We start from the raw sequence: 15,223 nt of genomic DNA on the forward strand, positions 1-15,223 counted from the left end.
CACGACATGTTCGAACTAGGGCTGAACTCCTTCGGCGAGGTCGCCACGGACGGCGGGCGGACCCTGTCCGACGCCGAGACCGTGCGGCTGATCGTCGAGGAGGCCCGGCTCGCCGAGGCGTCCGGGCTCGACGTGTTCAGCCTGGGCGAGCACTACCGCGAGGGTCACACCGACTCGGCGACCCCGGTGCTGCTGGCCGCGATCGCCACGGCCACCGATCGCATCGCCCTCGGCACCTCGGTGACCGTGCTGAGCACCAACGACCCGGTCCGGCTCTACCACGAGTTCGCCACTCTCGACGCGGTCTCGGACGGCCGGGCCCGCATCGTGCTCGGCCGCGCCTCGGCCACCGAGTCGTTCCCGCTGTTCGGCCACGACCTGGCCGACTACGAGCGGCTGTTCGAGGAGAAGCTCGACCTGTTCGTCCGGCTCGAGACCGAGGAGGAGGTGACCTGGTCGGGCACGGTCAGAACCCCTCTGATCCGGTACGCCCCCCGCCCCCGCATGCGCCCCGGAGGCATCCCCACCTGGATCGGCGTCGGCGGCAGCCCCAACTCGGTGCTCCGCGCCGCCCGCTACGGCCTGCCGCTCATGATGGCCATCATCGGCGGACGGCCCCAGCGCTTCGCCGGCAACGTCGACCTCTACCTGACCGCGCTGCGGCGCGCGGGCCGGCCGGAGCTGCCGATCGGGCAGCACTCGCTGGGCCTGGTCGCCGACACCGACGAGGAGGCCCGGGAGACCTGGTGGACCTACTGGCAGCCCGTCGTGGCGGCGCTCGCGGCCGAACGCGGCTTCTACGCCCCCACCCGCGACCGCTTCGAAGCCGAACTCGACCAGGGCGCCCTCTACGTCGGCTCCCCCGAGACCGTCGCCAGGAAGATCGCCCGAACCGCCCGTGACCTGCGGCTCAGCCGCTTCGACCTCAAGTACGACATCATGCGTCTCCCTCGCGACGCCCGAGCGCGCACGATCGAGCTGCTCGGCCGCGAGGTCGCCCCCCGTGTCCGTGAACTCCTCTCCTCCCCGAAAAGAAGAAGCGCATGACCGACATCACCTTCGGCCTGGACACCTTCGGCGACGTGCCGTCGGACGACTCCGGCGCCCCCCTGTCCCACGCCGCGGCCATCCGCCAGGTCCTCGACGAGGCGGTGATCGCCGACGAGCTCGGCGTCGACGTGATCGCCCTGGGCGAGCACCACCGGCCCGAATACTCGATCTCCTCGCCCGAGACCGTGCTGGCCGGCATCGCCACCCGCACCTCGCGCATCCGCCTGGCCTCCGGCGTGACCGTGCTGAGCTCCGACGACCCCGTCCGGGTGTTCCAGCGCTTCGCCACCGTCGACGCGCTGTCGAACGGCCGGGCCGAGGTGATCCTCGGACGCGGCTCCTTCACCGAGTCCTTCCCGCTGTTCGGCTACGACCTGGCCGACTACGACAAGCTGTTCGAGGAGAAGATCGAGCTGTTCGTCAAGCTCCTCGACGAACGGCCCGTGACCTGGAGCGGCACCGTCCGCGCCCCGCTCGACCAGGCCGACGTCTACCCCAAGACCGAGTCGGGCCGTCTGTCGACGTGGGTCGGCGTCGGCGGCTCGCCCCAGTCGGTGGTCCGCACCGCCCACTACGACCTGCCGCTGATGCTGGCCATCATCGGCGGCGCCCCTGACCGCTTCGCGCCCTACATCGACCTGTACCAGCGGGCCGCCGAGCAGTTCGGCACCACCGCCCACCCGGTCGGCATGCACTCGCCCGGCTTCGTCGCCGACACCGACGAGGAGGCGCGGGAGGGGTTCTGGCCCGGCTACAAGGTGATGCGCGACCGGATCGGCGCCACCCGGGGCTGGCCGCCGATCAGCCGCTCGGAGTACGACGCCGAGATCGCCCACGGCTCGCTCTACATCGGCTCGCCCGAAACGGTCGCCCGCAAGATGGCCAAGGCCATCGACGCGCTCGGGGTGGCCCGGTTCGACCTCATCTACAGCGTCGGCCCGCAGCCCGTCGGCGCCCGCACCAAGGCCGTGGAGCTGTTCGGCGGCAAGGTCATCCCGATGGTCCGCGACCTCCTGGGCGACCGGTCATGAGCCCTGTCGACGGCACCGTCGAGACCATCGGCATCCTGGGCGCGGGCAAGGTCGGCACCGTCCTGGCCCGCCTGGCGCTGGCCGCCGGATACCGCGTGCTCATCGCGGGCTCCGGCGACCCCGCCAAGATCGCCCTCATCGTCGAGGTCCTCACCCCCGGCGCGACCGTGGTGACCGCGCGGGAGGCAGCGTCCCAGGCCGACGTGACGGTGCTGGCCATGCCGCTCGGCAAACACCGCGACATCCCGGCGTCGGCGCTCGACGGCAAGCTCGTCATCGACGCGATGAACTACTGGTGGGAGGTCGACGGCGTCCGCGACGACCTGACCGACCCGCGCACGACCACCAGCGAGATCGTCCAGGAGTTCCTGGCGGGCGCGCGGGTGGTCAAGGCCTTCAACCACATGGGCTACCACGACCTGGAGGACGGCGCGCTGCCCACGGGCGCGCCTGGGCGCCGGGCCATCGCCGTCGCCGGGGACGACCCCGGCGACGTGGCGGTCGTCGCCGGGATCGTGGACGCCCTCGGCTTCGACCCGGTCATCGCCGGGCCGCTCGCCGAGGGCGTGCGGATGGAGCCGGGAACCGAGCCGTTCGGCGCCAACGTCGAGGCCGCCGAACTGCGCGCGATGCTGGCCCGGTTCCCCGAATCGGAGCGCGGCCGCGCCCGTCACCAGGCGGTCGCGCCGCCGTCCACCAGATAGTTGGCGCCCGTGATGTAGGCCGCCCGGTCGGAGGCGAGGAAGACCACCAGCTCGACGATCTCCTCCGGCCGGGCGAACCGCTTGAGCAGCGTCTTGCGGGTGATCGCCTCCCGGGCCGCCTGGTCGTCGCCGAGGTCGCGCTCGCTGGCCGGGGTCAGCACCGGCCCGGGGCTGACGGCCACCGCGCGGATCCCGTGCGGCGCCCCTTCCAGCGCGAGCTGGCGGGTCATCCCGACGACCCCGGCGTTGGCAGCGGCGTGCGCGACCATCGGCGGCACCTCGCCGGCGATCTGACCGGCCATGGACGCGACGTTGACGATCACCCCGCCGCCGCGCGCGACCAGGTGCGGCCAGGCGAACTTCGACACGAAGAAGGGGATGTCGAGCTCGCCCGCGATGGTCGTGTGCCAGTCGTCGACCGAGAAGCCGGGCAGCGGCCCGAAGCGCGGCAGGGCCGCGTTGTTGTAGACGACGTCGAGCCCGCCGTAGGCCGCGACGGCCTCCTCGACGACCCGGCGCGCCTGCTCCGGATCGGTCAGGTCGATCGGCGCGACGCCCGTCATCTCCCCGCCCGCCCGGCGGACCAGCTCCACCGTCTCGTCGTTGGCGGCGGTCTGGATGTCACACCCGACCACCTTCGCGCCCTCGCGGGCGAAGGCCAGCGCCGCGACGCGTCCCTGCCCTCCGGCGGTGCCCGTGATCAGCACGATCTTCCCGTCCAGTGATCCCATCGGAGTCTCCCCGAGTAATAGTTGCTTCGTCAAAAAAGTACATTACTTCCTTCGTGAAGCAACTAATATGTGGGAATGACCACACGACCGCTCACCCCCGACGAGGACGCCCTGGTCCGCGCCCTGCCCCGGCTCATGTACGCCCTCCCCCGGGCGATCGACGCCGACATGGTGCGCGAACAGCAGCTGCCGCTGATCGAATGGACCGTCCTGATGCGCCTGTCGGAGGCCCCCCGCCGGCGGATGCGGATGGGCGAGCTGGCCACCGCGTGCGAGCTGTCGCTGAGCGGGATGACCCGCATCGCGGGCGTGCTGGAGAAGAACGGCCTCATCGAACGCGTCCGGAGCGACGAGGACGCCCGAGGCTGGAACGCCGTCATCACCGACGCCGGTCTGGCCCGCCTCGAGAGGGCCTGGCCGACCAACCTGGCCAGCGTGCGGCGGCACCTGCTCGACCACCTCGACGGCATCGACGTCGCCCGCCTGGCCCGCGCCATCGAGAACGTCGCCCTCGCCGACTGAGCCCCACGCCCGCCTGGCGCTGTAGCCGCCGTAGGGCGCGGGCTCCTTTACGTTGGAGGCCGAGGTGACCGATCACGACGACGAGATCGCACGGTCGGTGGCCCGCAACCTCGACACCCTGGACCAGGCGGTCGGCGAACTGGAGGCCGTCCCCGAACTCACGACCGCGCACGTCGACGCCCTCCACCGGCGCCTGCTCCCCGGAGAGGGGAAGGGCGGGGGCAACACCGATCTGGAGGATCTGGTCGCCTACGTGAACACGGCGGATCACGGGGCACTGGTTCAGGCGGCGCTCGTCCACGCCCGGTTCATGACCATCGGCCCGTACGCCGACGCCAACGGACGCGTGGGTCGGGCGCTGATCCAGACGGTGCTCACCCGGCGCGGCCTGAGCACGTCGGCGATTCTCCCGGTCAGCGTGGCCCTGCTCGCCCGGCACGACGAATACGCCGAAGGCCTCGCCGCCTACCGGAACGGCGATCCCGCCCACTGGCTGCGCCTCTTCCTCCGGACCGCGAGGGCCGCCGCGGAACGGGTCGGGACGTTCGCCGACGAACTGGCCGCAGTACGCGACGTGTGGGACGGGCGATGCCGGGCCGCCGGCCTGCCTCCCGGTCCGCGTATGGGACGGGCCACGTATCGGCTGCTCCACTGGTTCCCGGCGGTTCCGGTCATGACGGCCTCGACCGCCGAGCGCACGTTCAGGATGACGAACCAGGAGGCCCGCCGGGCTTTGGCGCAGCTGGCCGACGCGGGCGTCGTGCGGCCCGAACAGACCGGCAGGGACACCTTCGCTTACGTGGCCGAAGACGTCCTCGGCCTACTCACGGCTTGACCGGGAGCAGGTCCGGGCGTTTGGCCGTTCGGCCGTCGCCGGAGGAGCGGCCGCGGATTCGGCGGATCGCCCATGGGCCGAGGAAGGCGGCGGCCCAGCGCATCTCGGCGCCGGTGCGGATGAGGGCGTTCGGGCGGCGGACCGGGGGGAGCTCGCCGGTCCAGGTGAGGTCGCTGCCGGGCAGGCCCAGGGCGTGGGCGGCCGCGGCGGCGATGCGTTCGTGACCCAAGGGGGCGGCGTGGAGACGGTCGCGACTCCACAACCTGGCGTCGGTGGAGACGGGGTAGGGGAAGGTGTCCACCAGGACCGCGCCGTGCCGGCGAGAGGCGTCACGGAGCCGGTCGTTGAGATCGAGGATCTTGGGCAGGAAACGCCGGGCGATCGGGGCGATCTCGGCGATGTTCGGGAAGGTGAAGGTCAGCACGGTCGCGCCGGTCGCGGTGAAGGCGCGGATCATCTCCTCCACCTCCCCGGCGACGACGGCCGGATCGCTGCCCGGACGGGGGATGTCGTTCATGCCGGCCATCACCGACACCAGGTCGGGGTTGAGCGCCAGGCCGGGAGCCAGCTGATCGGCCCGGATCTGGGCGGCGAGACGGCCTCTGACCGCCAGGTTGGCGTAGAGCACGCCCGGGCTGGACGCCGCGAGGTGCTCGGCCAGGCGGTCGGCCCAGCCGCGGTAGCCGGACGCCTCGTCGCCGTCGTTGAGTCCCTCGGTCTGGCTGTCGCCGATGGCGACGTAACGCAGGTAGGTCATCCGGTCCCCTCCGATCCCGTTCGCGCGGTCCTCCGGTCGAGGGCCTTCAGCGCCCATTGGCACCAGTGGCGGTTCTCGCGTTCGAAGGCCAGGCCTCGGGTGACCGTGAGGTAGGGGCCGATGCGGTCGGCGTGGTCGAGGAACTCCTCCTCGGTGCGACCGCCGAGGATGCGGGTCCGGAGGCGGTCGTACCGGGCGATCTTGGCCTCGGTCCAGGAGAGCCGCTCCTCGATCGCCGCGCGCACGGCGGCGGCGTCGCCCGCGTCGACGGCTTGGACCTGGACGAACAGGTCCTCCCTGATCGCGCCGGGGCGGGTCGGCTCCCTGGTGAAGGCGTGGAGGTCGCGGCGGCCCTCGTCGGTGAGGGAGAACAGGCGTTTGCTGGGGCGGCGGTCCTGGTGCACGAGGCGGGCATGGACGAGGCCGTCGTTGTGCATGCGGTCGAGCTCGCGATAGAGCTGCTGGGGTGTGGCCATCCAAAAGTTGGCGACCGAGGCGTCGAAGCCCTTGGCCAGGTCGTAACCGCTGGCCTCGCCCTCCAGCAGGGCGGCCATGACGGCGTGGCGCAGAGACATGCTCAACACCATACCTATTCAACTAATTGATGATGCGGCGATCTTCTCCAGTTCAGCGAGGTCCTCGCCGGAGAGTGTGAGTCCCGCGCCGGCCACGTTCTCGCGCAGGTGCGCCACCGATGAGGTGCCGGGGATGAGGAGGATGTTCGGCGACCGCTGCAGCAGCCAGGCCAGGGCGACGGACATCGGCGTCGTGTCCAGCCGGTCGGCCACGGCCGTGAGCGCCGAGGACTGCAGCGGGGTGAAGCCGCCGAGCGGGAAGAACGGCACGTAGGCGATGCCCTGTCCGGCGAGCTCGTCGATCAGCTCGTCGTCCTGGCGGTGGGCGAGGTTGTACATGTTCTGCACGCACACGATGGGCGCGATCGCGCGTGCCTCGGCGACCTGCTCCGATGTCGCGTTGCTCACGCCCAGGTGCCGGATCAGGCCCTGCCGCTGGAGTTCGACGAGAGCCTCGAAGGGCTCGGCGAGCGACTCGGGCCGCGGCCCTTGGGCGTCGCCGAGCCGGAGGTTGACCAGATCGAGCGCGTCAAGGCCGAGGTCCTCGAGGTTCTCGTGGACGGCGCGGCGTACGTCCTCGGGCGTGCGGGCCGGTGGCCAGCCGCCTTCCGCGTCGCGGACGGCGCCGACCTTGGTCGCGATGTGCAGGACTTCGGGGTAGGGGTGCAGCGCCTCGTGGATGATCTGATTGGTGAAGCGGGGCCCGTAGGCGCCCGCGGTGTCGATGTGGGTGATGCCGAGGTCGACGGCCTCCCGCAGGACGGCGAGAGCGCCGTCGCGGTCGGCGGGCGGGCCCATGACCCAGGGACCGGCGAGCTGCATGGCGCCGTAGCCGAACCGGGAGACCGTCAGATCGCCCAGCGCCTGGGTCCCGCCGGGAAGGGAGGCGGAGGAAGTGCTCATGGTGTGCCTTTCGTCAATGCGCCAGAGGTGGTTCCCGATGGCTTGTTGCACCATGATTGGGAGGTAGCTCTCTGATGGGAAGTACGCACCTCAGAGTGCGTAAGGCACCCGCGTATCGAGGAGGGGTCCCATGGCGACGAAGACAGCGGCCCAGCAGAGGGCACAGGCCAAGGTGGAGTACGACGCCTTCGTCGCGGCCTGCCCCAGCCGCAGACTGCTCGACCGGATCTCTGACAAGTGGGTCACGCTGATCCTTGCCGCCCTGGGCAACGGCGCCCCCCAGCGGCTGGGCACCGACTGCGTCGGCGAGCCCCGGCCGATGCGCTACTCGGAACTGGCCCGCCTGCTGGCCGGCATCAGCCAGAAGATGCTGACCCAGACGCTCCGATCCCTGGAACGCGACGGCCTGGTGTCCCGCAGCGTGACCCCGACCGTGCCTGTCACGGTCACCTACGAGCTCACCGATCTCGGCCTGTCCCTGTACGAGATGATGCGCGGGCTCAAGGCCTGGGCCGAGACGCACATGGACGAGGTACTCGCCAACCGCGAGACCTACGACCCGCGACCCGCACCGCCTGCGTGACTGCGGCGGGCGGCCCAGACGGTGCGCTTGGTGCGTACGGCGAGATCTTCGCGGCGCAGGATGCTGTTCGGGCTGCCGAGGTCCAGCAGCTCGTCGAGTGCGGCGAGGTCCTCGGGGCTGAGGGCGGGGGCGGCGACGCCGCGGATGCGCCGCAGGCTGCCGTAGGCGTAGCGGCCGATCGCTTCGCCACGCCCTCCTTCGATGTCGACGGTGATGGTGCGGTGGTCCTCGACGGTGAAGCCGGCGGCGGTCAGCATCGGGCCCCAGTCGGCGCCGCGGTGCGGAACGTGCTCGGCGTGGAAGCCGTCGGTCGCGGCATGGGCGCGCTCTTCTAGGCCGGGCCGGTTCTCCGGGGCGTGTGCGGGCAGGAAGCGGGGAAATCCCGCGAGCTCGACGACAGCGAACAGGCCGCCAGGGGCGAGCAGTTCGCGGACGTTGCGCAGCGCGCCGTCGGGGTTGGCCATGTGGTGCATCGAGGCCGAGGCCCACACCAGATCCGGGCTACCGAGGTCGGGCCAGTGGTCGGTGTCGAGGTCGGCCTGTACGGTCCGCACGCGCCCTTCGACGCCGCGGGCGCATGCCCTCTCGCGCAGGAGCTGAAGGTGCCCGGCCGAGGTGTCGACGGCGGTGACGTGCGCCTCGGGGAAGCGTTCGAGGAGCGCGAAGGCGCCCGCGCCGGTGCCGCAGCCCAGGTCCACGATCTGGCGCGGCTCGCGCGTCAGCGGCAGCCAGGCGGTGATGGACGCTGTGTGCTCGGCCAGCACCTCCGCGTCCAGATCGAGGATCTCCGCATGTCCTTCATCGCGGTCGGGCTGGGTGTGCCGATGTGTACGGGTCATGTCACCACCGTAAGGCTGCCATGCGCATGACGCATGACTGCTTGCGTGAAGCGCAAGAAGGTGGTGTGCCCCAATGCCCGCCACGCAATATCGCCCACCTTGGCGAGGGCCTCCGGCGGCCCGCTACGGACGGCGGGCCTGAGCGCCTCCGTAGTCGGATTCGTCGGTTCCGGCGTCCCTCTGATGGCCGCGGCGGGCGTCGCGGTCGAAGATGCCGATGATTTCGCATGGCCCGCCCTCGGCGCCGATGGCGTGCGGCATCATCGTGGGAAACTCTGCGGCCTGGTTGGTTTCGATGCGAATGCGCCGGTGGCCGAGCATGAGGATGGCGGCGCCGGACAGGACGACGAGCCATTCGCGGCCGGGGTGGGCGCGCATGCGCGCAGGGCTGTCGGGTGGCGGATCGGTCATGCGCTGACGCATCACGCTCATGCCCGGGTCGCCCTTGATGGGCCAGCGCATCAGGCCGTGGGCGACGTCGACCATCGGGCTGATGACGACGTCGTCGGCGGCGTTCTCCACGAGCTGGTCCAAGGTGGTGTCCAGGGCGCGGGCGAGGGTGACGAGCTGGTCCAGGGCGAGGCGGCGCCGGCCGTTCTCGATGCGGCTCAGAGAAGACTGGCTGAGGTTGGCCCGGGTGGCGAGTTCCTCCAGGGACCAGCCCTGCGCGACGCGCAGTGCGCGGATCCGTTTGCGCACGAGGCTGTCCAGCTGCTCATCTTCTTGCGTCATAGGCAACATGCTATGCCTGTGATGCAACCCCGGTTAGCGTCGACGACAAGACGCCCGGCACGAGGGGCCGGGACGACGGCGCCGCTGAGCCCACCGCTCCCCCGCTCGCCGCCGCACAAGATCAGCGGCTGAAGAACCGCGCGACCCCAGCTGGCCGCCCGCGCGGTGAGCGCGTTCCCCATCTCACCGATCTGGCGACCGGGCCTGTCTCAGCGCCGGTTCCGCACGCCTTCCAGGAAAGGAAACCATGACCATCAACCAGCCTCCTCAGGCCGCGGCCGCGCCGGTCGGCGGCGGAGGGACGCCGGATGCGCGTCGACTGCGCGCGATCCTGATCGCCGTCTCGATCGCGCTGATGGCCGTCATCGCCTCCGTGTCCGGGCTGAACGTCGCCCAGACCCAGATGGCCGTCGAGTTCGGCGCCTCGCAGACCACCGTCCTGTGGATCATCAACGTCTACACCCTCGCCCTGGCCGCGCTGCTGCTGCCGCTCGGCGCGATCGGCGACCGGCTGGGCCGCAAGCCCATGCTGATCACCGGACTGATCGTCTTCGGCGCCGCCGGCGCGGTGGCCGGCCTCGCCCCGTCGGCCGGGATCATGATCGCCGCCCGGGTGGCCGCCGGCATCGGCGCTGCGATGATCATGCCGATCACGCTGGCCGTCATCACCGCCACCTTTCCCGAGGAGGAGCGCGGCAAGGCCATCGGGGTGTGGACAGGGGTCGCCGGAGGGGGCGGCATCCTCGGGATGTTCCTCTCCGCCCTGCTGGTCGACGTCGCCGACTGGCGCTGGTTGTTCGTGCTGCCCGTGGTTCTCGTCGTCATCGCGCTGGCGATGACGCTGAAGTCGGTGCCCAACTCCCGCGAACGGTCCGCCCACGCCTTCGACACCATCGGCGCGCTGGTCTCCACCATCGCCGTGATCGCTCTCATCTTCGTCCTGCAGGAAGGCCCCGAACGCGGCTGGACCGCCCCCATCACCCTGATCAGCCTCGCCGTCGGAGCCCTCGCCGCCATCGCCTTCGTGGCCTGGGAGTTGCACCGCCGCGACGCCTCCTTGCTGGACGTCCGCCTCTTCCGCGAGCGCGGCCTGGCCGCCGGCTCGATCACCCTGCTGGTCGTCTTCGGCGTTCAGGCCGGTGTCGCCGTCGTCCTCTTCCCGTTCTTCCAGGCCGTGCTCGGCTGGTCGGGGCTGTTGTCCACCGTGGCGATGATGCCCATGGCCGTCATGATGATGATGGCCTCGGGCCTGGCCCCGAAGACGGCCGCCAAGATCGGCGCCCGCTCCACCATGACCGTCGGCGTCGCCCTGGCCACCCTCGGACTGGCGCTGATGGCGCTGTTCGTGTCCGTCTCCGGCGGCTACCCGTCCATCCTGGTCGGCATGCTCGCCATGGGCATCGGCATGGGTCTGTCGATGACGCCGTCCACCGAGGCCATCACCGGCTCCCTCCCCCGCGCCGAGCAGGGCGTCGCCTCCGCCCTCAATGACGTCACCCGCGAGTTCGGCACGGCCCTCGGTGTCGCGATGCTGGGCGCGCTCCTGGCAGGCGGCTACCGCAGCGCCATCGACGGCAGGCTCGACGGCGTTCCCGCCGGTGCTGCGGACACCGCACGCGAAGGCGTCGCCAACGCCGTCGAGGTCGCACCCATCGCCGGCGACCACGCCCGGGACCTGATCCACGCCGCGCAGCAGTCCTTCGTCGACGGCTGGCGGCAGTCCATGTGGGTCGGCGCCGCCGTCATGGCCGCCCTGCTTCTCTACGTCGCCCTGTACGGCCCGAAGCTCGACGCCGAGGCGGCGGACGACGTCGCCGCTCGCTGACCTCGCAGCCGTCGGCGCGGCCATGTCAGGCGCCTCCGCGGATACGTGGAAGGTCTCGCGTCTTTCCAATGGTGTTTTTCATGGGGACGTCCGACATTCTGAAATTTGCCTGTCCATGCCAGCCTTCACGCGCGATCTTGACTGTTGATCACCATGGAAGGAAGATCCATTCATCCAAGATCCACCGAAGGGAGCTTGAAATGCGCATGAAGGGCAATCGAACGCTGTCCATTGCGACGGCGGCGATTACGATCGTCGCCACGCCCGTCGCCGCAACCTCTCCGAGCGCGGCGGCGACCGCGAAGGGCACCCAGGTCATGGCCGGATGCACGAGCTGGACGCCGCATATCCGGCGGGTCAGGGTCGGCAGCACCAAAGTGCACAGCAGCTACAGCTCGAAATCGAGTGTGAAAGCCACGTGGAAATACCGACAGCTTTTCCGCGTGAACAAGCGCTGTGTGAACAGCGCCGGAAACCTGTGGTGGCATTCGGACTGCTGCGCCGGTGTCACCGGTTATGTCTGGAACGACCACACGGAAATCTCCGGAACCGGATGGAGCTGAGTCCTCTGCTGAAAAACGGCGACGATTCATCCCCCCGGCCCGTCCGGACGCGGACCCGCCGAGGCCGGATCGGCGGCGTCGCCCTCGGCTACTGAGCCCATCTCCCCGATTTCTTCGCCATCATGAAGGACAACGGGAGGGGACACGTTGACCCTGGGGGTTCCGGCCGCCGGCAGGACGGCCGACACACTGAGTTATCCGCCGGGATCGCTGGTGATCCTGACCGGCCTGCCGGGCGCCGGGAAGACCACACTGCTGCGCCGCCTCTACGGCCTCAGCGGCGACGAGACCCGGCCCGTCGGCCGCGACGGCCTGACCGTCATCGACAGCTACCAGTCGCGGCTCCACTGGAGGGGCCGCATCCCCTGGGCCCCCAAACCGGTCCGCACCGCGATCACGTGGGTCACCCACATGTCCCGCATCTCCCGGGCCATGCGCACCGGCCCGGTGATCGCCCACAACCGGGGCTGCGGCGTCTTCGTGCTCTATGTGCTGGCCTGGCTGGCCGTCCGGCGCGGCACCCGGCTCCACCTGCTGATGCTCGACACCCCGCCCGACCTGGCGATGGCCGGGCAGCGGACCCGCGGGCGGGTGGTGCCCAAGGCCGCCTTCGGCCGGCACATCCGCAGGTGGGGGCGGCTTCTTGGCCGCGTACAGGAAGGAGACCCCGCGCCCGCCCTCACGGCCCACGTGCTGACCCGGGCCGGGGCCGACCGGCTCAAAGAGGTCAGGTTCGACCGCTGAGCCGCTCGACGGTCGCCGCCGCGACGGCCTCGATCCGCCGCCCGTAGGCCTCGGGGCCGTCGAACACGAAACTGCCGCCGACCACGGGCAGCGCGCTGAACGACGCCCCGAAATCGGTCGCCGCCCGGCCCGGCGGCAGCGGCGCGTAGCGCTCGAACGGGGTCATGTCGTAGCCCTGACGTGAGGCGTGCCGGTTGCGCGCGACCTGGTGGGCCGCCACGCGGATCACCGCATCGATCCCCTGGTCGAGCAGCAGCTGCAGCCAGCGGAACTGGACGTCGAGATGCTTCTCGTGGCCCTCGGCCGGGTGCTGCAGCAGGTAGGCGCAGACGACGGGGTTGTGCCAGCGGTACATGTCCGGGTCGCCCTGCTCCTCGGCCAGGATCGCGTGGTAGTAGTCGGCGCACCGGCCCAGCGGCCCGGCGGGCGCCCCGCAGTCACAGCGATCCGTCATGGCCGAGATCATAGGGGGGTGGACGACCGTGACGTGCTCTACCGCCGGGTGGCGGCCGACCTCCGCGAGGCGGTCGCGGGCGGGGTCTACGGCTCCGACGGCAGGCTCCCGGCCGAGGCGGCGCTGGCCGAGCACTACGGCGTCTCCCGGGGCACGATCCGGCAGGCCCTGGCGCTGCTGCGGGCCGGCGGCGTGGTCACCTCGCGGCGCGGCACCCGGCGGGTGGTGCTCGGCGCGACCCCGGCGCAGAGCTTCGCCGAACTGCACAGCTTCACCGCCTGGGCCCGCTCGATCGGCGAGGAGCCGGGCGGGGTGCTCGAATCGCTGACCGTCCGGCCCGGCGACCAGGAGGAACTGGCCCGGCTCCGGCTGCGCGCCGACTCGCAGGTGTACGCCGCCCTGCGGGTGCGGACCCTGTCGGGACGCCCCGTGATGATCGAACGGACGACCTACCCGCCCCGCGTCGGCGAGATCGTGGCCCGGCTGCCCGCCGACACGGTGTCCTACACCGAACGGCTGCTCGACCACGGCATCGTCTTCGCCGACGCCGAGCACACCATCGACCTCGCCTTCGCCGACCCGGACGACGCCCGCCTGCTCGGCTGCCCCGAGGGCGCCGCGCTGCTGCGCGAACGCCGCCGCACCACCGACCCGGCCGGACGGCCGGTGGAGTGGTCCGAAGACCGCTACCTGCCGGGGACGGTGGCGTTCACCGTGCACAACTCGATCGCGACCTCGACACTGTCGCGGCTGCGGTCAGCGGCGCAGCAACGAGGCCAGTAGCGGACGGAAGTGCGCGAAATCGGGCGTCGCCGCGCCCGCGACCTTGGCCGCGTCGTCCCACCGCCGGACCGCCACCGCGTCGGCCGCCCCCGGCAGCGCCGCGAAGGCGGCGGCCTGCGGCCCGGTCATCGGGCCGCCCTGCACCCGGAGGGTGAACTCCGAGGCCTCCGACAGCCGGGCCCGGTAGCCGGGATCGACCGCGCACAGGTACCGCTTGGCATCGACGTGCAGCCGAACCGGCTCGGTCACCTCCGGCCCGAACCAGCGGGCCAGCACGTCGGCGCCGGTGTGGCTGTGCCGGTTGTCGACGCCGGACATGAGCTCCGCGCCGCCCTCCAGGTGGCCGATGTCGTGCAGCAGCGCCGCCGCGACCAGGTGCGCGGGCGCTCCGGCGGCCTCGGCGAGCGCGGCGGCCTGCCGCATGTGCTCGGCCATCGTGACCGGTTCGCCCAGGTAGTCGCCCGTGCCGGGACCGGTGAAGAGCGCCTCCAGCTCGTCCAGCGCCACGGTCCTGCCGAGCACCGCCAGCGTGCCGGCCAGGCCGTCGAGGTCGGCGTACGCGCCCTGCAGGTGCCGGGCGCCGTTCTGCTCGAAGGCGGTGCGGGCGTGCAGGAGCCGGGTGTTGTCGAAGATCAGGCAGTCGCCCGGCGCCAGCCGGAACGCCAGCATCAGCTCGGGCCGCGCCAGCACCTTGGCGAAGGCACGGTAGGCGTCGTAGAACGCGCCGGGCGGCCGGAGCGTGCCCAGCGACCGGTTGTTGAACCGGACCTCGCGGATGCGCCCGAGAGGATCGACGTCGATGAGCGGCTTCACCGCCGTCAGTTCGGTGCGCGCGTCGCGGTAGACGAACGGCACCGGGGTCCGGGTCAGCACCGCGAACGCCTCGGGGTCCTCCGCGCGCAGCAGCGCCGCGGCGTGGAAACCGTCGACGAGCCCAGAGTCGCCGCCCTGCGCCGCGTTGGTCAGACAGTGCAGCAGCTGGATGGTCGGCACGGGGTCGCGGTAGGGGTTGTCGGTGTGCGGGGCGATGGCCCGCGAGGTGAAGGCCAGGTTGTCGGGGGCGGGCTCCACCCGGACGTCGAACAACCGCCCGTAGTTGGTCTCCCGGACGTACCCGAACGATCTCGCGACCTCCAGCACCCGGCCCTCCTCGACGGGCACCCCTCGGAGCAGCGCGAATCCGAGCCGTCGCACGGCCTCGAGGACGCGGACGCGTTCGGCGGGCACGGACAGGTAGGCGGACCAGTCGGCTTCAGGCGGGGTGGCCAGGTCCGCGGTGGCCCACAGACGCTTTCCGGCTTCGGTGCGGTGGTCCACCGGGGCCGGGGCGGTCAGCCAGTCGCGGCGGTAGACCGACCGGTGCCCGTCGGGGAACCAGGTCACCTCCACCTCCTCCGGCCGCTCGGCCACCGTGCCGACGGCCAGGTCGTCGGGCAGGTCGGTGATCTGGAAGAGCTTCTGGCCGCTGCGCGGGTCGCGGCACTCGGGGCACGGGCAGTTGTCCCGCAGCCACATCGGGTTGTCCAGCATGATCGTCCTCGTCGGTTCGCCAAGTTGTATAGCCAACTTCTTGGTCCGAGATGTCCGGAAAG

At 71.3% G+C, this 15,223-nt stretch carries 18 protein-coding genes; 10 read left to right on the forward strand and 8 right to left on the reverse strand.

Translation table 11 applies throughout. The features are described 5' to 3' along the window. Window positions 1–6 precede the first annotated feature (6 nt). From FDA94_RS00285 to FDA94_RS00295, 3 genes are read left to right on the forward strand one after another with little or no spacing between them, the layout of a single operon-like run. Window positions 7–1,047 carry an LLM class flavin-dependent oxidoreductase gene (locus FDA94_RS00285; RefSeq protein WP_212735081.1) on the forward strand — a complete coding sequence of 347 codons (1,041 nt, stop codon included), beginning with the start codon at window positions 7–9 and terminating at the stop codon, window positions 1,045–1,047. Continuing rightward, window positions 1,044–2,081, forward strand: a complete 1,038-nt coding sequence (locus FDA94_RS00290) for an LLM class flavin-dependent oxidoreductase (RefSeq protein ID WP_137244988.1) — start codon at window positions 1,044–1,046, stop codon at window positions 2,079–2,081. The genes FDA94_RS00285 and FDA94_RS00290 overlap by 4 nt, the downstream gene beginning before the upstream one ends. After that, window positions 2,078–2,785, forward strand: a complete 708-nt coding sequence (locus tag FDA94_RS00295; RefSeq protein WP_137244989.1) for an NADPH-dependent F420 reductase — start codon at window positions 2,078–2,080, stop codon at window positions 2,783–2,785. The genes FDA94_RS00290 and FDA94_RS00295 overlap by 4 nt, the downstream gene beginning before the upstream one ends. Here the strand turns inward: FDA94_RS00295 and FDA94_RS00300 are convergent. Beyond that, window positions 2,752–3,516 (reverse strand): SDR family NAD(P)-dependent oxidoreductase, encoded by a 765-nt coding sequence (locus FDA94_RS00300; RefSeq protein ID WP_137244990.1) that lies wholly within the window; start codon window positions 3,514–3,516, stop codon window positions 2,752–2,754. The genes FDA94_RS00295 and FDA94_RS00300 overlap by 34 nt on opposite strands. A gap of 75 nt (window positions 3,517–3,591) precedes the next feature. Here FDA94_RS00300 and FDA94_RS00305 point away from each other — a divergent pair, with 75 nt between their 5' ends. Together FDA94_RS00305 and FDA94_RS00310 are read left to right on the forward strand one after the other, a co-directional pair. Continuing rightward, window positions 3,592–4,038 (forward strand): MarR family winged helix-turn-helix transcriptional regulator, encoded by a 447-nt coding sequence (locus tag FDA94_RS00305; protein ID WP_137244991.1) that lies wholly within the window; start codon window positions 3,592–3,594, stop codon window positions 4,036–4,038. 64 nt (window positions 4,039–4,102) lie between these two features. Further along, window positions 4,103–4,873, forward strand: coding sequence for a Fic family protein (locus FDA94_RS00310; RefSeq protein ID WP_170990709.1), 771 nt, complete (start codon window positions 4,103–4,105; stop codon window positions 4,871–4,873). Here the strand turns inward: FDA94_RS00310 and FDA94_RS00315 are convergent. From FDA94_RS00315 to FDA94_RS00325, 3 genes are read right to left on the reverse strand one after another with little or no spacing between them, the layout of a single operon-like run. After that, window positions 4,863–5,630, reverse strand: a complete 768-nt coding sequence (locus FDA94_RS00315; protein ID WP_137244993.1) for an SGNH/GDSL hydrolase family protein — start codon at window positions 5,628–5,630, stop codon at window positions 4,863–4,865. The two genes, FDA94_RS00310 and FDA94_RS00315, sit on opposite strands and share 11 nt — an antisense overlap. Then, entirely contained in the window at window positions 5,627–6,205 is a 579-nt protein-coding gene (locus tag FDA94_RS00320) for a PadR family transcriptional regulator (protein WP_137244994.1), read from the reverse strand. Before FDA94_RS00320 ends, FDA94_RS00315 begins: the two co-directional genes overlap by 4 nt. A gap of 18 nt (window positions 6,206–6,223) precedes the next feature. Next, window positions 6,224–7,108 (reverse strand): aldo/keto reductase family oxidoreductase, encoded by an 885-nt coding sequence (locus tag FDA94_RS00325; RefSeq protein ID WP_137244995.1) that lies wholly within the window; start codon window positions 7,106–7,108, stop codon window positions 6,224–6,226. 130 nt (window positions 7,109–7,238) lie between these two features. On the opposite strand from FDA94_RS00325, the gene FDA94_RS00330 reads away from it, so the two are divergent. Continuing rightward, window positions 7,239–7,691 carry a winged helix-turn-helix transcriptional regulator gene (locus tag FDA94_RS00330; protein ID WP_137244996.1) on the forward strand — a complete coding sequence of 151 codons (453 nt, stop codon included), beginning with the start codon at window positions 7,239–7,241 and terminating at the stop codon, window positions 7,689–7,691. On the opposite strand, the gene FDA94_RS00335 is transcribed toward FDA94_RS00330, so the two are convergent. Beyond that, complete coding sequence (locus tag FDA94_RS00335) at window positions 7,661–8,530, reverse strand: class I SAM-dependent methyltransferase (RefSeq protein ID WP_137244997.1); 870 nt, start codon at window positions 8,528–8,530, stop codon at window positions 7,661–7,663. The two genes, FDA94_RS00330 and FDA94_RS00335, sit on opposite strands and share 31 nt — an antisense overlap. A 123-nt stretch (window positions 8,531–8,653) precedes the next feature. Then, window positions 8,654–9,271: a helix-turn-helix domain-containing protein gene (locus tag FDA94_RS00340; RefSeq protein ID WP_137244998.1), complete on the reverse strand. Its 618-nt coding sequence runs from the start codon at window positions 9,269–9,271 to the stop codon at window positions 8,654–8,656. 238 nt (window positions 9,272–9,509) lie between these two features. Here FDA94_RS00340 and FDA94_RS00345 point away from each other — a divergent pair, with 238 nt between their 5' ends. The 3 genes from FDA94_RS00345 to FDA94_RS00355 all read left to right on the forward strand — a co-directional run bounded on the left by FDA94_RS00345 (window position 9,510) and on the right by FDA94_RS00355 (window position 12,394). After that, window positions 9,510–11,087 (forward strand): MFS transporter, encoded by a 1,578-nt coding sequence (locus tag FDA94_RS00345; protein ID WP_137244999.1) that lies wholly within the window; start codon window positions 9,510–9,512, stop codon window positions 11,085–11,087. An 80-nt stretch (window positions 11,088–11,167) separates the two neighbouring features. Further along, window positions 11,168–11,650 (forward strand): hypothetical protein, encoded by a 483-nt coding sequence (locus tag FDA94_RS00350; RefSeq protein ID WP_137245000.1) that lies wholly within the window; start codon window positions 11,168–11,170, stop codon window positions 11,648–11,650. 147 nt (window positions 11,651–11,797) lie between these two features. After that, the gene (locus FDA94_RS00355) at window positions 11,798–12,394 is read left to right on the forward strand and encodes an ATP-binding protein (protein ID WP_246059416.1); all 597 of its coding nucleotides are present in this window, start codon (window positions 11,798–11,800) and stop codon (window positions 12,392–12,394) included. Here the strand turns inward: FDA94_RS00355 and FDA94_RS00360 are convergent. Then, window positions 12,378–12,848 (reverse strand): DUF5946 family protein, encoded by a 471-nt coding sequence (locus FDA94_RS00360; RefSeq protein ID WP_246059418.1) that lies wholly within the window; start codon window positions 12,846–12,848, stop codon window positions 12,378–12,380. The two genes, FDA94_RS00355 and FDA94_RS00360, sit on opposite strands and share 17 nt — an antisense overlap. 18 nt (window positions 12,849–12,866) lie before the next feature. Between FDA94_RS00360 and FDA94_RS00365 the strand changes: the two genes are divergently transcribed. Then, a complete protein-coding gene (locus FDA94_RS00365) occupies window positions 12,867–13,631 on the forward strand; it encodes a GntR family transcriptional regulator (RefSeq protein ID WP_246059420.1) in 765 nt (254 codons plus the stop codon). On the opposite strand, the gene tmpA is transcribed toward FDA94_RS00365, so the two are convergent. Beyond that, entirely contained in the window at window positions 13,605–15,161 is a 1,557-nt protein-coding gene (gene tmpA, locus FDA94_RS00370; RefSeq protein ID WP_137245003.1) for a 2-trimethylaminoethylphosphonate dioxygenase, read from the reverse strand. The genes FDA94_RS00365 and tmpA overlap by 27 nt on opposite strands. Window positions 15,162–15,223: the final 62 nt, after the last annotated feature.

Source organism: Herbidospora galbida, assembly GCF_005233835.1.
GTDB classification, from domain to species: Bacteria; Actinomycetota; Actinomycetes; order Streptosporangiales; family Streptosporangiaceae; genus Herbidospora; species Herbidospora galbida.